Source organism: Lysobacter sp. TAF61, assembly GCF_052113485.1.
Lineage (GTDB): Bacteria > Pseudomonadota > Gammaproteobacteria > Xanthomonadales > Xanthomonadaceae > Lysobacter_J.
The window spans coordinates 240,142-256,919 of record NZ_JBFRDH010000003.1; the positions used below are offsets into that span (position 1 = coordinate 240,142).

Below are 16,778 nucleotides of genomic sequence, written 5' to 3' on the forward strand. Positions count from 1 at the left end.
TGTCTCCTGGGTGAGGAGGACAGCCTAGCCGTGCCGATGTCTGGGCGCCGTCAGCGTGGCGTGCTGTCGCTGCGCAGCACCGGATACATCCGGTAGCGCGAGTCCCAGGACGAATGGCGGCGGGCGAAGAACTCAAGGCGCGCCTGCGGATCTGCCGCAAACGCCGCATCGTCCATCAGGCGCTTGTCGAACTCGGCCTTGACCTTGGGGTCCTTGAGCATCTCGCGCGCCACTTCTTCGGCGACGTAGTCCTCCATGTACTCCTTGCGCTCGAAATTGTTGTTGAACTCGCCCCATGCCACCAGCGCGTCGGGCGCCTGCGGTTCCAGCAGCGCCATCACCAGGCGCGCTTCGGGCTGGGCAATCGGCACGAACAGGGCACCGGCGGCGAGGTCCTGGGTCTCGGTGTGCCATTGCCCTTCGAGCGTCACGCGCTGATGCCCCTCGACCGATTGCGCGGCGAAGCTGGCCTTGTCGGCGCGGAATGCCTCCACCTTGGCATGCGGTTGCGCGGCGGACAGGCGACGGTACGCGATGCCGTGCTGGTCGAGCTTGGCCGCGACCCAGCCGGCGTGCGCGGCCGGCACCAGGTAACCGCCCCGGGGGGCGGTGACGACGTGGTCGGGGACGATTTCGTCGCGGATCGGAATCTGCCAGATCTGCGGCTTGCTCTCGTCGTAGCGCGTCATCAGCGCGCCGGACACCTCCGACGGCGTGCGCGTGTAGGCGTAGCCGCGGAAGTCGATGAGGTGGCTCTTGTCGGTGGCCTTGTAGTCGAGCACGACCTGCTGGCCGCCGAGCGCGGCGGAGCGCTGGTCGGCGCCGGACGCCAGCTGCTGCCACTGCGCGCCGTTGTCCGCGACCAGGTCGAGCAGGGCGACGATGGTGTTGCGCGTGACCTTGACCCGGTGCGGATAGTCGCGCCAGGAGTGCGTCTCGACCAGCATGCCGATGCGGTTGCGCAGCTGGAAATAGCCGTGCGAGAAGCGCGGCGTGGCGACGCCGTCCTCGAAGCCAGAATCCGGTTCGTCGCCCTTGACGAACGAGGGGTAGAACGACAGCGGCAGCGAACCCTGCGCGCTCAGGCGCTCGATCACGCCGTCGCGCAACGCGGTGCCGGCCGCACGCAGCGCTTCGTCGCCGCTGTGCACCGGCTCGACCTGGATCGAGACGTCGTGTTCGAACTTGGCGCCGTCGGTGACGTGCAGGTCGACGTAGGCGAGCGGATCCCAGGCATCGACAAGGCGCAGCATGGCCTGCATCTCCGGCGTGTCGGCCTTCACGTAGTCGCGGTTGAGGTTGTAGTTCTGCGCCGTCGTGCGCCAGCCCATTTCCTCCGGGCCGCGCTGGTTGGGACGGTTCCAGCGCGCGAAGCGCTCGTGGCCGTCGACATTGAACACCGGCACGAACAGCAGCACCTGCTTGTCCAGTGCCCCCGGTGCGGCCTCGCCATCGAGTGCCTGGCGCAGTGCGAGGAAGCCGGCGTCCTTGCCGTCGATCTCGCCGGCATGGATGCCGCCCTGGATCAGCATCACCGGCAGACCCTTGGCCTTGGCCGCCTCGGGAGTGAAGGCGCCTGCCTTGCTCACCACCAGGACCTTCATCGGGCGGCCTTCGGGCGTCGTGCCGAAGTCGCTGCAGCGCACCGCGTCGGGGTAGCGCTGGGCGAACTGCGCGCACAGGGCGATGACCTCGTCGTAGCGACCGGTTTTCACGAACCCGCTGCGCTCGGACACGGTGGTCAGCGCGGAATTGGCGGGAGCGGCGGCGGCGGGCAGGGTGGTGAGCAGTGCGGCCAGGGTTGCGACAGCGAGCGGCGAACGGGTCATTGCGCGGGCGTCTCACGGATAAGTCGCGGCATGGTAGCCGAGACCGGGCCGATGCTTTGCGGCTTGCAGTCACGCTGCTGCCATCGGGGTGGCAGCAGCGTGCGATCATGGCCACCTGATCGAATCGCACTCCGGGGATCCAAGCATGTACAGCCTTTACTACTCGCCCGGTGCGGCGAGCCTGGTCGTCCACTGGCTTCTGATCGAGCTGGGCGTGCCGCACGAGCTGCGCCTCGTCGACACCCAGGCCAGGCAGCACAAGAGCGACGACTACCTCGCGCTCAACCCCAACGGTCTGGTGCCGACCCTGATCGCCGACGGCAAGCCGCTTTACGAAGCCGCCGCCCTCGTGCTGCATCTGGCTGATCGTCATGCCGAATCTGGCATGGCGCCTGCTGCCGACAGCCCGTTGCGCGGCGAGTACCTGCAGTGGATGTTGAACCTGGTCAACACGGTGCAGTCGCCGATGCGCCTGTGGTGGTACCCGGGCGATGTCGACGAAGCCCATGCCGACGAGATCCGCGAAGGCACGCGCAAGCGTGTGGAAGCAGCATGGGACCGACTCGACGCCCACCTTGCCGCGAATGGCCCCTACCTGCTGGGCGAGCGACTGAGCGCGGCCGATTTCTATCTCGCCATGCTGATGCGCTGGACGCGCAACATGCCGCGCCCCGGTCACGACTGGCCGCACCTGGCCACGTTGGCGCAGGCGATGAAGGCGCGGCCGTCGTTCAAGGAGCTGTACGAGCGCGAAGGCTTGACCGAGTGGGCCTGAGCTGAAGCATGAGCGGGGGGATGCCTGGGGCACGGCCTCGCTGATCGGGTAGGCTTGCCCATCCGCCGTTGCCGGCCATAGCCGGCGGCGGTGCGCACGCAACCAACCCGTGACTTTTCCGCAGGGCCGCCGTAGATGACGACCACCGCAAGCGCCACCGCCGCCCGTTCGCAGGGCGATTCGCCGGGCAATTCGCAGGGCCGGATGCCCCGGCAGATCCCCTACATCATCGGCAACGAAGGCTGCGAGCGGTTCAGTTTCTACGGGATGCGCAACATCCTGACGCCATTCCTGGTCAGCACGCTGCTGCTGTATGCACCGGAGGCCGAGCGCGCCGGCATCGCCAAGGATGTCTTCCACAGCTTCGTCATCGGCGTGTATTTTTTCCCGCTGCTCGGCGGCTGGCTCGCCGATCGCTTCTTCGGCAAGTACCAGACCGTGCTGTGGTTCTCGCTGGTCTACTGCGCCGGCCACGCCTGCCTTGCGATCTTCGAGGACAACCGTAGCGGCTTCTACACCGGCCTGTTCCTGATCGCGCTGGGATCAGGCGGCATCAAGCCACTGGTCGTGTCCTTTGTCGGCGACCAGTTCGACCAGAGCAACAAGCATCTGGCCAAGATCGTCTTCGATGCCTTTTACTGGATCATCAACTTCGGTTCGTTCTTCGCATCGCTGCTGATGCCGTTCTTCCTGCGCCACTACGGTCCCGCGGTGGCGTTCGGCATTCCCGGCATCCTGATGCTCATCGCAACGCTGATCTTCTGGCTGGGTCGCAAGCAGTACGTCAACGTGCCGCCGAGTGCGGCCGATCCAAACTCGTTCCTGCATGTGGCCCGTTCCGCGCTGCTCGCGCAGGCGCCGGGGCAGGGACGGGCAGGGCTGGTGGTCGCGGCGACCGGCGGGGTGCTGGCGATCGGCGCGCTGTTGCTGATTCCCAAGCTCGGCTTCGTCATCTGCGCCTGCATGGCGCTGGGCCTGATCATCGCCTTCGGCGGCATCGGCACGTCCATGCAGCTCGATCGCGCCCGCGGCAAGCATCCCGACCAGGCCGTCGACGGTGTCCGCGCGGTGCTGCGGATCCTGATCGTGTTCGCCCTGACCACGCCGTTCTGGTCGCTGTTCGACCAGAAGGCCTCGACCTGGGTGCTGCAGGGCAACGAGATGGCGATGCCGCACGACCAGTGGTGGTGGCCGAGCTGGCTGGTCAAGGACGCCGCGCAGATGCAGGCGCTGAACCCGGCGCTGGTGATGCTGCTGATTCCGTTCAACAACCTGGTGCTGCACCCGCTGCTGCGCCGGCTCGGATTCGAGCCGACCGCGCTCAAGCGCATGGGCTGGGGCATCGCGTTCTCTGGCCTGGCCTGGATCGGCGCCGGCCTGATCCAGCTCTACCTCGACGGTGGCCACCCGGTGACGCTGACCTGGCAGATGCTGCCGTACGCGCTGCTGACCTTCGGCGAAGTACTGGTATCGGCGACCGCGCTGGAGTTCGCATACAGCCAGGCGCCGCAGGCGATGAAGGGCGTGATCATGGCGTTCTGGTACCTCGCCAGCACGTTCGGCAGCCTGTGGGTGCTGCTGACCAATGCCGGCGTGCGCAACGAGGCGGTGACCTCGCACATCGCCAGCACCGGGCTGAGCGAGAATGCGTTCCTGATGTTCTTCTTCGCCGGTTTCGCCTTCCTTGCCGCGGCTGCGTTCGCGCTCTATGCGCGCACCTATCCGATGCAGGACAACTATCGAAATGCATGACATCGCAGCGCGGGACGTGACGCGCGCCATGCCCGACGCCTTCGCCAGGAGCTTCAACGGATGCTGACTTTCGCCCTGATCGCCGTGACCGTGCTGGTCTCGTGGCTGGCCTTCGAGCGGCCCGCGCTGCTCAACCGCCTGATCCTGTGGCCGCCGGCCATCGACCGCAAGCACCAGTACGACCGGCTGATCACGCACGGTTTCATCCATGCAGACTGGTCGCACCTGCTGTTCAACATGCTCACGCTGTACTTCTTCGGTCGCCTGATCGAAGGGGTGATCGCACAGTTGATCGGACCGTTCGGTTTCCTGCTGTTCTACCTGTCGGCGATAGTGATCGCGATCCTGCCGACCTACCTGCGCCATCGCCACGATGCGCAGTACCGCAGCCTGGGCGCCTCCGGCGCGGTCTCGGCGGTGCTGTTCGCCTTCATCCTGCTGCAACCGTGGGCGCTGATCTACATCCCGATCCCGGTGCCGGCCTTCCTCTATGCGATCGGCTACATCGCCTACTCGTTCTGGATGGACAAGCGCGGCGGCGACCACATCAACCACAGCGCGCACCTGTCGGGTGCGATCTATGGCGTGTTGTTCATGCTGTTGATGGAGCCGCGCGTTGGGGCGATCTTCCTCGAGCGCCTCATGCGTCCGAGCTTCGGCTGACGAGCTTCGGCTGACTGGTCCCGAGCTGGTGTCGACCGGGTTGCCCCGGTCGAAAAACGTTGTGGCCCGGCAGTCCGGTCAGGCCGCGTGGCGGTCCGAACTGGCGGTGTCGTCGGCGCCGTAGGTTTCGAGCAGGCGGGCGTAGATCTCCGCATCGATCTGCGACGACTCGATGGACGATTCCTTGCCGCTCTGGGCCAGGTCGAACATCCGGGTCATCAGGGCGTCGTCGCTGACGTGGCCGAGGGTCAGGTGGTGCACGCTCATGGGTGTCTCTCCGCACTGTGTTTCCTGTCTTGGATCACGCAGATTCCGTGCCAGCCGTCTCAGCTTGGGTGCGGCGTGAAAATGTGACGCGGTTGGTCATTACTGGTCACTGCTGGGGCTGAACGGATGACGTATTGCGACGCCTTCGCTCGCCTCCTGCTCACCCGGCATGAATGTCGCGCGTGATATCCAAAACCCTCCCAGACGATGCCCAGGAGTGCCAGGCATGGCGATCAGGAAGACCGGAAAAAACACCGCCCACAAGGCTCCCGCGATGAAGGCGGCCACCAGCCGGACCGCCAGGAAAGTCGCGAAGAAAGCCGCGAAGAAGGGCGCGAAGAAGACCGTCGCCAAGGCAGCGAAGAAGACCGCCGCCAAGTCCGCTGCCCGCAAGGCTCCGGTGCGCAAGACCGCGAAGAAGGTCGTGGCCAGGAAGGCGGTGGCAAAGAAGGCGGCCCCAAAGAAGGCGGCCCCGAAGAAGGCAGCCACAAAGAAAACAGCCACAAAGAAGACCGTGAAGAAGGTGACGGCCCCCGGGAAGACCGTGGTCAAGAAGGCCGCCGCGGCCAGAAAGGTCGTGAAGAAAGCAGCACCACGCAAGACCGCCGCCAGCAAGACCGTGCGCAAGACGGCAACCACCAAGGCCAGCGCCCGCAAGGTCGCAGCCCGGAAATCTCCCGCCAGGCAATCGCCGGCCAGGAAGGTGGTCACCCGGACCGCGCGCAAGACCCCGGTCGCCAAGCCCGCGCCGACCCCGCGCAAGCGCGCCGCCAAGCCGCGCATCACCCCCGAGCAGGCGCTGGCCAATACCCAGGAGCTGCTGGCGGCCAAGCACGAGCGCGACCACCAGCCGCAGCCGTGGCAGCAGTTCGATCCCGGCCATGGGCACGTGCCCAAGCCGGGGTTCCAGTCCGACAGTGCCGCCGCCAAGGCAGGCGAGCTGCACGCCGCCGAGAGCCGGATGGAGGCCACCCAGGGCAGCATCGGCACCCAGGACCGTCACAATCAGGGCAAGCGCGACAGCCGCTGACAGAGGATCCAGATGACCCAGCACAGCATCCAGCACGACCCGGTGATCGGAGTGTTCAGCACCACCGTCGACGGCGTCGAGGCACGCATGGAGTACCGCCGCGAAGGCGACAAGATGGTGATCACCCACACCGGCGTGCCCGATGCGATCGCCGGCCGCGGCATTGCCGGCGAGCTGGTCCGGTCGGCCTTCGAGTTCGCCAAGGCCCAGGGCTGGCATGTCCATCCGGCCTGCTCCTATGCCGCGGCCTGGGTCGAGCGCCATCCCGAGTACAACCAGCTGCTGGCCTGACCGGGCCGGCGTCGGCCTCGCAGCCTCGCCCCATGTGGGGCGGGGCAGGGCGGGGTAGAGGTGTCTGCCCTCGCCGGTGGCGCGCAGTGCTGTCCCCCCGCGCCCATGTGTGACAGCATGCGCGCCCATCCCCCATTGCCGCGCCCCTGGCGCCCGCCCGCATGCGCCTGAACAAGCACATCAGCGACACCGGATTCTGCTCGCGCCGCGAAGCCGACGGCCTCATTGCCGAGGGGCGGGTCACGGTCAACGGCGTGCGTGCCCGCATCGGCGCCGAAGTCGGCGAGGGCGACCAGGTCCTGGTCGACGGCCAACCGCTGCGCGTGCGCCAGGCCAGCAAAGGCAAGCGCCAGCATGTCTACATCGCGCTCAACAAGCCGACCGGCGTCACCAGCACCACCGAGGCCGGGGTCAAGGGCAACATCGTCGACTTCGTCGGCCACGAGCAGCGCATCTTTCCGATCGGCCGCCTCGACAAGGAGTCGGAGGGGCTGATCCTGCTGACCAGCAATGGCGACATCGTCAACGAGATCCTGCGCGCCGAGAACAAGCTGGAGAAGGAATACCTGGTGGTGGTAAACCACGCAGTGACCGACGAGTTCCTGCGTTCCATGGCCCGCGGCGTGCCGGTGCACGGCCAGACGACGTTGCCGTGCAAGACCGGCAAGCTCGGCAAGTTCGGTTTCCGCATCGTCCTGGTGCAGGGCCTCAACCGGCAGATCCGCCTGATGGCCGCGCATTTCGGCTTCCGCGTGAAGCAGCTGCTGCGGGTGCGAATCGGCAACGTCAAGCTCGGCCGCCTCAAGCCCGGACAGTGGCGCAACCTGACCGATGCCGAACTGCAAGGCCTGTTGCCGCAGCGAACCCAGTGGTAGCCGCGCCCCTGCATATGGGCATCACGCCGCCGCCGCTAACCTGACGCTCATCGACAAGGGACTGCCCATGAAGCGAGTGTTGATGCTGTCGTTGCTGTGCGCGTGCGCGCTGGTCGTGCTGGCCGCTTGCAGGCGCGAAGGCGAACCGGCGGCGCCGGCGACCAGCGCCGCTCCGGCCGCACCCGCCGGCACGGCCACGACCGCAGCCCTGGCGTCTGCCGCGGTCGATCTCAAGGACGTCTCCGAGTCGACGCCGGACTACATCATCGGCATCAGCTATCAGGTTCCGGCCAACCAGCATCCGGCGCTTGCCGCCGAACTGAAGAAGTACGCCGATGCCGCTCGCGCCGACCTGGTCGAGGCGGCGAAGTCGCGCGGCGAGCCCGGCGGCGCGACCAGTGCTCCCTACGACCTCTCGCTCAGTTTCACCGAGCTGATGAACACCCCGAGCGTGGTCGCGGTGGCCGCCGATGGCAGCAGCTACACCGGCGGCGCCCATGGCGCACCGCTGATCGCCCGCTTCGTCTGGCTGCCGCAACAGCAGCGCATGCTCACCGCGCGCGAGCTGATCCGCGACGAGAAGGGCTGGGCGGCGATCTCCGGTTACGTTCGCGAGCAGTTGCATTCGGCGCTGTCGCAGCGTGTCGATGCCGACGACCTGCCGGCCGAGGAGCGGGCCGAGGTGGTCAAGAACGCCTCGCGCATGATCGACGACGGCACCGAGCCGGCGCCGACCGACTTCGCCCTGTTCGAGCCGATGGCCGCGTCCGACGGCAGGCTCGGCGGCCTGCGCTTCGTGTTCGCGCCCTACCAGGTCGGGCCGTACTCCGACGGCACCCAGACGGTCGAGGTGCCCGCCGACGTCCTGCTGCCGTTCGTCTCGCCCGAGTACCGGCCGCTGTTTACCGGCGGTTGATGCCGCCTTGACGGCCTCGCGCTAGCATTGTTCAGACCCGCCACCCTGCTGGTCAGGCCCAGGGCCGAACGAGCACCGAGGTCGCCATGTCCGCATTGCGCAGTCGGGTAGAAAAACTGTTGTCACTGGCCGACGTGCATGTCGGCGGCAATCGTCCCTGGGACCTGCAGGTCGAGGACGAGCGCTTCTTCGCACGCGTCATGGTCGAAGGATCGCTCGGCCTGGGCGAGTCGTACATGGACGGCTGGTGGCGGGCGGCCTCACTCGACGGGTTGCTGTGCCGTCTGATCATGGCCGACCTCGACCGCAAGGTCAGGGGCGTGAGCGCCTGGCTCGACGGCGTCCGCGCCTACCTCACCAACCTGCAGAGCCGGCGCCGCAGCTTCGTCGTCGGCGAGCAGCACTACGACCTCGGAAACGACCTGTACCGGGCCATGCTTGGCAAGCGCCTGGTGTACAGCTGCGGCTACTGGCGCGATCGCGACGGCGCGCGCCTGCACGAGCTCGACCTGGCCCAGGAAGCCAAGCTCGACCTGGTCTGCCGCAAGCTCGGCCTCAAGCCCGGCATGCGCGTGCTCGACGTCGGCTGCGGCTGGGGCGAGGCGCTGAAGTTCGCCGCGCAGCGGTATGGCATCAGCGGCGTGGGCGTGACCATCTCGCGCGAACAGGCCGACTATGCCCGCGGCCTGTGCGCCGGGCTGCCGATCGAGATCCGCCTGCAGGACTACCGCGAGCTTGGCGCAGGCGCCGATGACGAGCGTTTCGACGCGATCCTGTCGCTGGGCATGTTCGAGCACGTCGGCGTCAAGAACTACAGGACCTATTTCGAGATGGTTCGCAGGAGCCTGTCCGACAGCGGTCTGTTCCTGTTGCACACGATCGGCACCAACCTGTCGGTGAACGTCACCGACCCGTGGATTGCCCGCTACATCTTCCCCAATTCGATGCTGCCCTCGGCCGCGCAGATCGCGCAGTCGTGCGAGGGCCAGTTCGTGATGGAGGACTGGCACAACTTCGGCGCTGACTACGAGCTGACGTTGCAGGCCTGGCTGGACAACGTCGAACGCGCCTGGCCGCAACTGCCGGCCCGCTACGACGAGCGCTTCCGGCGCATGTGGCGCTTCTACCTGTCGGCCTCGATGGCCAGTTTCCGCAGCCGCCATGCGCAGCTGTGGCAACTGGTCCTGTCGCCACGGGGCGTGCCCGGCGGTTACATCGCCCCACGCTGACGGTGCCCGGGCGCAAGCTGCCGCCCCACATCAATCCGCCCGCCCCATGCAAGCTGCACTGCACATCGCATCGCCGCCGGCTTTGCCGCACTATGTGCGCTCATTTCGCCAGCTCGACACGAGGGTTCTATGCAGACTTGGTTCCGGCGCAAGGACATCGACCGGGTCACGGTCCACGAGGAAGGGCGCCGCCTGGTCCCGACCCTGAGCTGGCCGCACCTGATTGCCCTGGGCATCGGCGCCATCGTCGGCACCGGCATCTACACCCTGATCGGCGTCGGCGCCAACCTCGCCGGGCCGGCGGTGCTGCTGTCGTTCATGGTGGCGGGCATCGTCTGCGCCTGCGCGGCGCTGGCCTACGCCGAAATGGCGACGATGATGCCGGCTGCCGGCAGCGCCTACACCTACAGCTACATCGTGCTGGGAGAGGCGATCGCCTGGGTGGTCGGCTGGAGCCTGATCCTGGAGTACTCGCTGGTGGTGAGCACGGTGGCGGTCGGCTGGTCCGGCTACGCCGTCGGCTTCATGAAGGGGCTCGGGGTGGACCTGCCCTTGTGGTTGACCGCCGGTCCGCATGCGGGCGGCCTGATCAACCTGCCGGCGGTCGCCATCGTGTTCGTCGTCGCCGGCCTGCTGATGGCCGGCACGCGAGAGAGCGCGACCCTCAACGCGGTCCTGGTCGTGCTCAAGATCATCGCGCTGGGCATCTTCGTCGCCATCGCGCTGCCGCATTTCGACATGGCCAACACGCAGCCGTTCATGCCGTTCGGCTTCGTCAAGTCGATGGGCGCCGATGGCGTCGAACGCGGCGTGATGGCCGCCGCGGCGATCATCTTCTTCGCCTTCTACGGCTTCGACGCGATCTCCACGGCGGCCGAAGAAACCAAGAACCCCGGCCGCGACCTGTCCATCGGCATCGTCGGCTCGATGGTCGGCTGCACGCTGATCTACATGGTGGTGGCGCTGGCCGCGGTCGGCGCGCTGAGCTACACGGTGTTCGGCAACAGCCCGGAGCCGCTGGCGCTGATCCTGCGCGAACTGGGCCAGGGCAAGGCCGCGACGGTGATCGCCGCGGCTGCCGTCATCGCGCTGCCGACGGTGCTGCTGGCGTTCCTGTACGGCCAGAGCCGCATCTTCTTCGTGATGTCGCGTGACGGCCTGCTGCCGCGTGGCCTGTCGAAGGTCAATGCGCGCACCGGCACGCCGATCGCCACCACGCTGTTCACGGCCACCCTGGTGGCGGCGCTGGCCGGCGTGGCGCGACTGGACGAGATTGCCGCGCTGGCCAATGCCGGCACGCTGGCGGCCTTCATCGCGGTGGCGGTGTGCCTGCTGGTGTTGCGCAAGCGCCACCCGGAACGCACGCGCCTGTTCCGCGCGCCGATGGCATGGGTGATCGGGCCGATCGCGATCTTCGGCTGCCTGTACCTGTTCTGGAGCCTGCCGCAGCGCACGCAGTTGTGGTTCCTGCTGTGGAACGCGATAGGTGTGGTGGCGTACCTCGCCTACGGCCGTCGCCGCAGCCTGCTCGCGGTTGGCAAGGAAGCGTAGTTGCGGTGATCGCAGGAGCCGGTACGCCGGCTCTTGCGGTGTGAAAGGCAGGAGCCGGCTTCTGCGATCAGGCCAGCGCCCCGGCCAGCACGGCCCCGGCGTCGGCTTCGATCTTCAGTCCGGCCAGATCGTCGGCGCGCGTGCGCCCGCGATTGAGAATCGCGATCGGCATCCCGGCCTCGTGCGCGCCGCGCACGAAGCGGAAGCCCGAATAGACCATCAGCGACGAACCCACCACCAGCACCGCATCGGATGCCTGCAGCGCCTCCTGCGCCTGCAGGTAGCGCTGGCGCGGCACGTTCTCGCCGAAGAACACCACGTCGGGCTTGAGCATGCCCGCGCAGCGCGCGCACGGGGGGACATTGAATGCGCTGAAATCATGGCCGTCCAGGTCGGCGTCGCCATCGGGAGCGGTGGCGGCGTCCAAGTGCAGCCAATCGGGGTTCGATTGCGCCAGCCGTTGCTGCATGTCCGCGCGTGGCAGGCGGTCGCCGCAAGCCAGGCAGACCACGTCGTCGAGGCGGCCGTGGAGATCGATGACGTTGTGGCTGCCGGCGCGCTGGTGCAGGCCGTCGACGTTCTGGGTGAGCAGGGTCGTCAGCCGGCCCTGCGGCTCCCATCCTGCGAGGGCGCGATGGGCCGCATTGGGCTGCGCATCGGCGATCCGCGGCCAGCCTATGAAACTGCGTGCCCAGTAGCGCGCATTGACCCGCGGGTCGGCGGTGAAGGCCTGGTAGGTGACCGGTGGCGTTCGTTTCCACTGGCCATCGCCGTCGCGGTAGTCGGGGATGCCCGAACCGGTGCTGCAGCCGGCGCCGGTGAGGACGAACACACGCTGCCGGGGACGCAGCCAGTCGCGCAGCCGCTGCGCGTCATCGTGCGGGGCAGGGGAGGTGTTGGGAGCGAGTGACATGCCCCCATCTTCTCATTCGCGACGTTTCATCCAGGCCGCCATCTGGCCGCCAACCTGAACGTCGTCTCATGGGCTGAGACAGCGCTGCGACACGATCCCGACATGCCACTGGATGCCTTTCATCCCGCCGTAGCCGCCTGGTTCGCCAGGTCGTTCCCTGCGCCCACGCCGGCGCAGGTACAGGCGTGGCCGGCCATCCGCAGCGGGCGCAACACCCTGGTCGCCGCACCGACCGGTTCAGGCAAAACCCTGACCGCCTTCATGACCGCGATCGACGGGCTGGTGCGACAGGGCCTGGCCAATGCCGAGGGCAGCGGCCTGTTCGGCAACGAAGCGGTCGCGGCATTGCCCGACGAAACCGTGGTCGTATACATCTCGCCGCTGAAGGCGCTGTCGAACGACATCCGCATCAACCTCGAGGCGCCGCTGGCCGGGATCCGCGCGCAGTTGCAGGCGATGGGCCTGCCCGACGTCGAGATCCGCACGGCGGTGCGCACCGGCGACACCCCGCAGGCCGAGCGCGCGCTGACCCGGCGCAAGCCGCCGCACATCCTCGTCACGACGCCCGAGTCGTTGTACGTACTGCTCGGTTCCGAGTCCGGCCGCGCGATGCTGGCCAGCGTGCGCACGGTGATCGTCGACGAAATCCACGCCGTGGCCGCAAGCAAGCGCGGCAGCCACCTGGCGCTGTCGCTGGAGCGGCTGGAGGCACTGGCCGGCCATGGCCTCACCCGCATCGGCCTGTCGGCAACGCAGAAACCCATCGAAGACGTCGCACGTTTCCTGGTCGGCGCTGGCGCGCCTGAGCCCTCCCCTTCAAGGGGAGGGTTGGGAGGGGATGGGTTAGAAGGGGATGGGTTAGATGGGTTGAGCGGCGATGGGCCGGACTGCACCATCGTCGACATCGGCTACACCCGCGAACGCGACCTCGCCCTGGAGCTGCCGCCGACACCGCTGAGCGCGGTGATGTCGCACGACCAGTGGGACCAGGTCTACGCGCGCCTGGCCGACCTGGTCGAGCAGCACCGCACCACGCTGGTGTTCGTCAACACGCGGCGCATGGCCGAGCGCGCTGCGCGGCATCTGGGCGAGCGACTGGGCAAGGACGTCGTCGCCGCGCACCATGGCAGCCTGGCCAAGGAGCTGCGCCTTGAGGCCGAGCAGAGGCTCAAGCGCGGCGAGCTGCGGGTGCTGGTGGCGACCGCCTCGCTGGAGCTTGGCATCGACATCGGCGACGTCGACCTGGTCTGTCAGCTCGGTTCTCCGCGATCGATTGCCGCGTTCCTGCAGCGCGTCGGCCGCTCGGGCCACCACGTCGGCGGCGTGCCGAAGGGCCGGTTGTTCCCGCAGACGCGCGACGAGCTGGTCGAATGTGCGGCGTTGCTCGACAGCGTGCGCCGCGGCGAACTCGACGCCCTGGTGATGCCCGACGCGCCCCTCGACGTGCTTGCGCAGCAGATCGTTGCCGAGGTGTCGTGCCGCGAATGGGACGAGGACGCGCTGTACGACTGGGTTCGGCGCGCATCGCCGTACGCGAGGCTCAAGCGCGAGGATTTCGACGCCGTGGTGCGCATGCTCGCCGACGGCTTCACCACGCGTCGTGGCATCCGCGCCGGCTACCTGCACCGCGATGCGGTCAACCGCAAACTGCGCGGCCGCAAGGGCGGGCGCATGACCGCGCTGATGTCTGGCGGCACCATTCCCGACACGGCCGACTACTCGGTGATAGTGGAGCCGGAGTCGCTGTTCATTGGCACGGTCAACGAAGACTTCGCCATCGAGAGCCTTGCTGGCGACATCTTCCAGCTGGGCAATGCCAGCTACCGCATCCTGCGCGTGGAGCCCGGCAAGGTACGGGTCGAGGATGCCCAGGGCGCGCCGCCGAGCATTCCGTTCTGGCTGGGCGAGGCGCCCGGTCGCACCGACGAGTTGTCGTATGCGGTCTCGCGCCTGCGCGAGGAAGTGGCGTCGCGACTGGACGATGGTGTTCCCCGCAACGATCAGGAACTCGACGCAGACCGCGCCTTGCCGCACACACACGCGGCCAGCGAATCCTGGCTCCATGACGATCTCGGCTTGCCAGTCGCCGCCGCGCAACAGATCAGCGAGTACCTCGCCAGCACACATGCCGCGCTCGGCGCGATGCCGAGCCAGCACACCCTGGTGCTGGAACGCTTCTTCGACGAGAGCGGCGGCACCCAGCTGGTGATCCACACGCCCTACGGCAGCCGCATCAACCGTGCCTGGGGCCTGGCCCTTCGCAAACGCTTCTGCAGGCAGTTCAACTTCGAACTTCAGGCGGCCGCCACCGAAGATGCCATCGTGCTGTCGCTGTCGACCAGCCACAGCTTCCCGCTGGAGGAAGTCTCGCGCTACCTGCATTCCTCGTCGGCCGAGCACGTGCTGATCCAGGCATTGCTCGATGCACCGATGTTCGGCGTGCGCTGGCGCTGGGCGGCGACGACGGCGCTGGCGCTGCCGCGTTTCGTCGGCGGCAAGAAAGTGCCGCCGCAGTTGCAACGAATGAAGTCCGAGGATCTGCTCGCCACCGTATTCCCCGACCAGGTCGCCTGCGCCGAGAACCTCGTCGGCGAGCGTGAGGTGCCCGACCATCCCCTGGTCGCACAGACGCTGGACGACTGCCTGCACGAGGCCATGGATGTCGAAGGCTGGCTGCGCCTGCTGCGGGCGATGGAAGCGGGCGAGGTCAGGATCGTCGCGCGCGACCTGAGCGCGCCGTCGCCATTTGCGGCCGAGGTGCTCAATGCCCGCCCGTACTCCTTCCTCGATGACGCGCCGCTGGAGGAGCGTCGCACCCAGGCTGTGCAGACGCGCCGCTATGCCGACGCGCAAAGTGCCGACGACCTCGGCCGACTCGATGCGTCGGCCATCGAGGCCGTGCGCGAAGAGGCCTGGCCGCAGGTGCGCAGCGTCGACGAGATGCACGAGGCGCTGATGGGCCTGGGCGTGGTGACTGCGCGGGAGGTCCGCGAGAACGGCTGGGCAGACTGGCTGGCGCGACTGGCGAAGGATCATCGCGCCACCACGATCCAGAGCCCCGGCGCCGCGAGCGGCGTTGCGGTGAGAGCGGGCGTGGCGGTGATCGTCGAAGGCACCGGTCTGTGGTGCGCGGCCGAACGGCTTCCGCAGCTCCAGGCCATCTATCCGGAAGCCGAGCTGCAGCCGCGCATCGAAGCCCCCGCCGAATTCATGCAACAGCCGTGGACGCGCGAGGATGCGCTGGTCGAACTGCTGCGTTCGCGCCTGACCGGCCTCGGCCCCACGCCGGTGCAGGTACTCGCCGACGACCTGTCGCTGCCGCGCGCCGACATCGAACAAACGCTATTGCGCCTGCAAACCGAAGGCTACGTGATGCAGGGCCGCTTCACCCCCGGCATCGATGCGGACGAGTGGTGCGAGCGGCACCTGCTGGCACGCATCCACCGCTACACGTTGCGGCGCCTGCGTCGCGAGATCGAACCGCTGGCGCCGCGAGACTTCATGCGCTTCGCCTTCGACTGGCAGCGCGTGGGTCCCTCCGCCCGCGTCCAGGGGCCCGAAGCACTGGCCGGTGTGCTGTCGCAACTGGAGGGTTACGAGGCGCCGGCATCGGCGTGGGAGTCGGAACTGCTTCCCGCGCGAGTCAGCGATTATTCGATTTCGTGGCTGGACGACCTGTGCACGTCAGGACGGACGCAGTGGACGCGCCTGCGTGCCGGCAGCAACGAAGCCAACGCCGCGCGCGGCAGCACGCCGGTCCGCAGCACCCCCATAGTCCTGCTGCCACGCCGCGATGCGGCGACCTGGACGCGGCTTGCGCCGCCGCTGGGCGCCGACGAAGCGCTGTCCAGCCGCGCCCAGCGCGTCCTCGACCATCTGGCCGGGCACGGCGCTTCGTTCTTCGACGAACTGGTCACCGGCGCGCACCTGCTGCGCACCGAGCTGGAAGACGCGCTGGCCGAACTGGTCGCGCGCGGACGCATCCACTGCGACAGCTACGCCGGCCTGCGGGCACTGCTGGTGCCGGCATCGAAGCGACCGGGCGCGCATCCCGGACGCCGCCGCCGCGCGGCATTGTTCGGCATCGAGGATGCCGGTCGCTGGGCATTGATCAAGCGCGCACCGGAGAGCGCCAACGAGAAGCGCGAACCGGAGGACGTCGAGCACATCGCGCGGGTGCTGCTACGGCGCCACGGCGTGGTTTGCTGGCGCATGCTCGAGCGCGAGGCCTCGTGGCTGCCGCCCTGGCGCGAGCTGGTGCGCGTCTACCATCGCCTCGAAGCACGCGGAGAGATCCGCGGCGGCCGTTTCATCGCCGGCCTGTCGGGCGAACAGTTCGCGCTGCCCGAGGCGATCGGGCTGATGCGCCAGGTCCGGCAGCGGCCGCACGATGGCGCCCTGATCTGCGTGTCGGCGGTCGATCCGCTGAACCTGCTCGGCACCGTGCTCACCGGCAACAAGGTGCCGCGCCTGGCCGGTGCGCGGATCGCCTTCCGCGACGGCGTTGCCGTGGCGACCCTCGTCTCGGGCGAAGTCGAAATACTGGCCGAGCTGGAACCGGACGACGCCCGCGTCGTGCGCAAGGCACTGCTGCGCGAACCGGACTCCACGTTCGCTGCGACGGCAGTCACGCCCTGAGCGGGTGACGCGCTGCTGCTGGTCGGAACCGCCTGCGCCACCGCGATTG

14 protein-coding genes are annotated in these 16,778 nt (G+C 68.0%); 10 read left to right on the forward strand and 4 right to left on the reverse strand.

Annotated features, from left to right (window positions below):
* Window positions 1-50 precede the first annotated feature (50 nt).
* On the reverse strand, window positions 51-1,829 hold the full coding sequence (locus AB4Y64_RS08730) for a M14 family metallopeptidase (RefSeq protein WP_441816062.1): 1,779 nt from the start codon (window positions 1,827-1,829) through the stop codon (window positions 51-53).
* Between the two features lie 145 nt (window positions 1,830-1,974).
* Here AB4Y64_RS08730 and AB4Y64_RS08735 point away from each other — a divergent pair, with 145 nt between their 5' ends.
* From AB4Y64_RS08735 to AB4Y64_RS08745, 3 genes are all read left to right on the forward strand, one after another.
* Window positions 1,975-2,604: a glutathione S-transferase family protein gene (locus AB4Y64_RS08735; protein ID WP_441816063.1), complete on the forward strand. Its 630-nt coding sequence runs from the start codon at window positions 1,975-1,977 to the stop codon at window positions 2,602-2,604.
* Between the two features lie 135 nt (window positions 2,605-2,739).
* The gene (locus AB4Y64_RS08740; RefSeq protein WP_441816064.1) at window positions 2,740-4,356 is read left to right on the forward strand and encodes a POT-type proton-dependent oligopeptide transporter; all 1,617 of its coding nucleotides are present in this window, start codon (window positions 2,740-2,742) and stop codon (window positions 4,354-4,356) included.
* 60 nt (window positions 4,357-4,416) lie between these two features.
* Window positions 4,417-5,019 carry a rhomboid family intramembrane serine protease gene (locus AB4Y64_RS08745; protein WP_441816065.1) on the forward strand — a complete coding sequence of 201 codons (603 nt, stop codon included), beginning with the start codon at window positions 4,417-4,419 and terminating at the stop codon, window positions 5,017-5,019.
* Window positions 5,020-5,097: 78 nt separating this feature from the next.
* On the opposite strand, the gene AB4Y64_RS08750 is transcribed toward AB4Y64_RS08745, so the two are convergent.
* Together AB4Y64_RS08750 and AB4Y64_RS08755 are read right to left on the reverse strand one after the other, a co-directional pair.
* A complete protein-coding gene (locus AB4Y64_RS08750; protein WP_441816066.1) occupies window positions 5,098-5,286 on the reverse strand; it encodes a hypothetical protein in 189 nt (62 codons plus the stop codon).
* Between the two features lie 99 nt (window positions 5,287-5,385).
* On the reverse strand, window positions 5,386-5,997 hold the full coding sequence (locus AB4Y64_RS08755; protein ID WP_441816067.1) for a hypothetical protein: 612 nt from the start codon (window positions 5,995-5,997) through the stop codon (window positions 5,386-5,388).
* Here AB4Y64_RS08755 and AB4Y64_RS08760 point away from each other — a divergent pair.
* The 6 genes from AB4Y64_RS08760 to AB4Y64_RS08785 all read left to right on the forward strand — a co-directional run bounded on the left by AB4Y64_RS08760 (window position 5,990) and on the right by AB4Y64_RS08785 (window position 11,178).
* Window positions 5,990-6,316, forward strand: coding sequence for a hypothetical protein (locus tag AB4Y64_RS08760; protein ID WP_441816068.1), 327 nt, complete (start codon window positions 5,990-5,992; stop codon window positions 6,314-6,316). The genes AB4Y64_RS08755 and AB4Y64_RS08760 overlap by 8 nt on opposite strands.
* Before the next feature lie 12 nt (window positions 6,317-6,328).
* Window positions 6,329-6,607 (forward strand): GNAT family N-acetyltransferase, encoded by a 279-nt coding sequence (locus AB4Y64_RS08765; protein WP_441816069.1) that lies wholly within the window; start codon window positions 6,329-6,331, stop codon window positions 6,605-6,607.
* A 161-nt stretch (window positions 6,608-6,768) separates the two neighbouring features.
* A complete protein-coding gene (locus AB4Y64_RS08770) occupies window positions 6,769-7,482 on the forward strand; it encodes a pseudouridine synthase (RefSeq protein WP_441816070.1) in 714 nt (237 codons plus the stop codon).
* Window positions 7,483-7,549: 67 nt separating this feature from the next.
* The gene (locus AB4Y64_RS08775) at window positions 7,550-8,398 is read left to right on the forward strand and encodes a PdaC/SigV domain-containing protein (protein ID WP_441816071.1); all 849 of its coding nucleotides are present in this window, start codon (window positions 7,550-7,552) and stop codon (window positions 8,396-8,398) included.
* Window positions 8,399-8,484: 86 nt separating this feature from the next.
* A complete protein-coding gene (gene cfa / locus AB4Y64_RS08780) occupies window positions 8,485-9,627 on the forward strand; it encodes a cyclopropane fatty acyl phospholipid synthase (RefSeq protein ID WP_441816072.1) in 1,143 nt (380 codons plus the stop codon).
* Between the two features lie 129 nt (window positions 9,628-9,756).
* Window positions 9,757-11,178, forward strand: a complete 1,422-nt coding sequence (locus AB4Y64_RS08785) for an amino acid permease (RefSeq protein ID WP_441816073.1) — start codon at window positions 9,757-9,759, stop codon at window positions 11,176-11,178.
* A 67-nt stretch (window positions 11,179-11,245) separates the two neighbouring features.
* Here the strand turns inward: AB4Y64_RS08785 and AB4Y64_RS08790 are convergent, their stop codons facing one another.
* Window positions 11,246-12,091 carry an NAD-dependent protein deacetylase gene (locus tag AB4Y64_RS08790; RefSeq protein ID WP_441816074.1) on the reverse strand — a complete coding sequence of 282 codons (846 nt, stop codon included), beginning with the start codon at window positions 12,089-12,091 and terminating at the stop codon, window positions 11,246-11,248.
* 102 nt (window positions 12,092-12,193) lie between these two features.
* Between AB4Y64_RS08790 and AB4Y64_RS08795 the strand changes: the two genes are divergently transcribed.
* On the forward strand, window positions 12,194-16,729 hold the full coding sequence (locus AB4Y64_RS08795) for a DEAD/DEAH box helicase (protein ID WP_441816075.1): 4,536 nt from the start codon (window positions 12,194-12,196) through the stop codon (window positions 16,727-16,729).
* Window positions 16,730-16,778 lie beyond the last annotated feature (49 nt).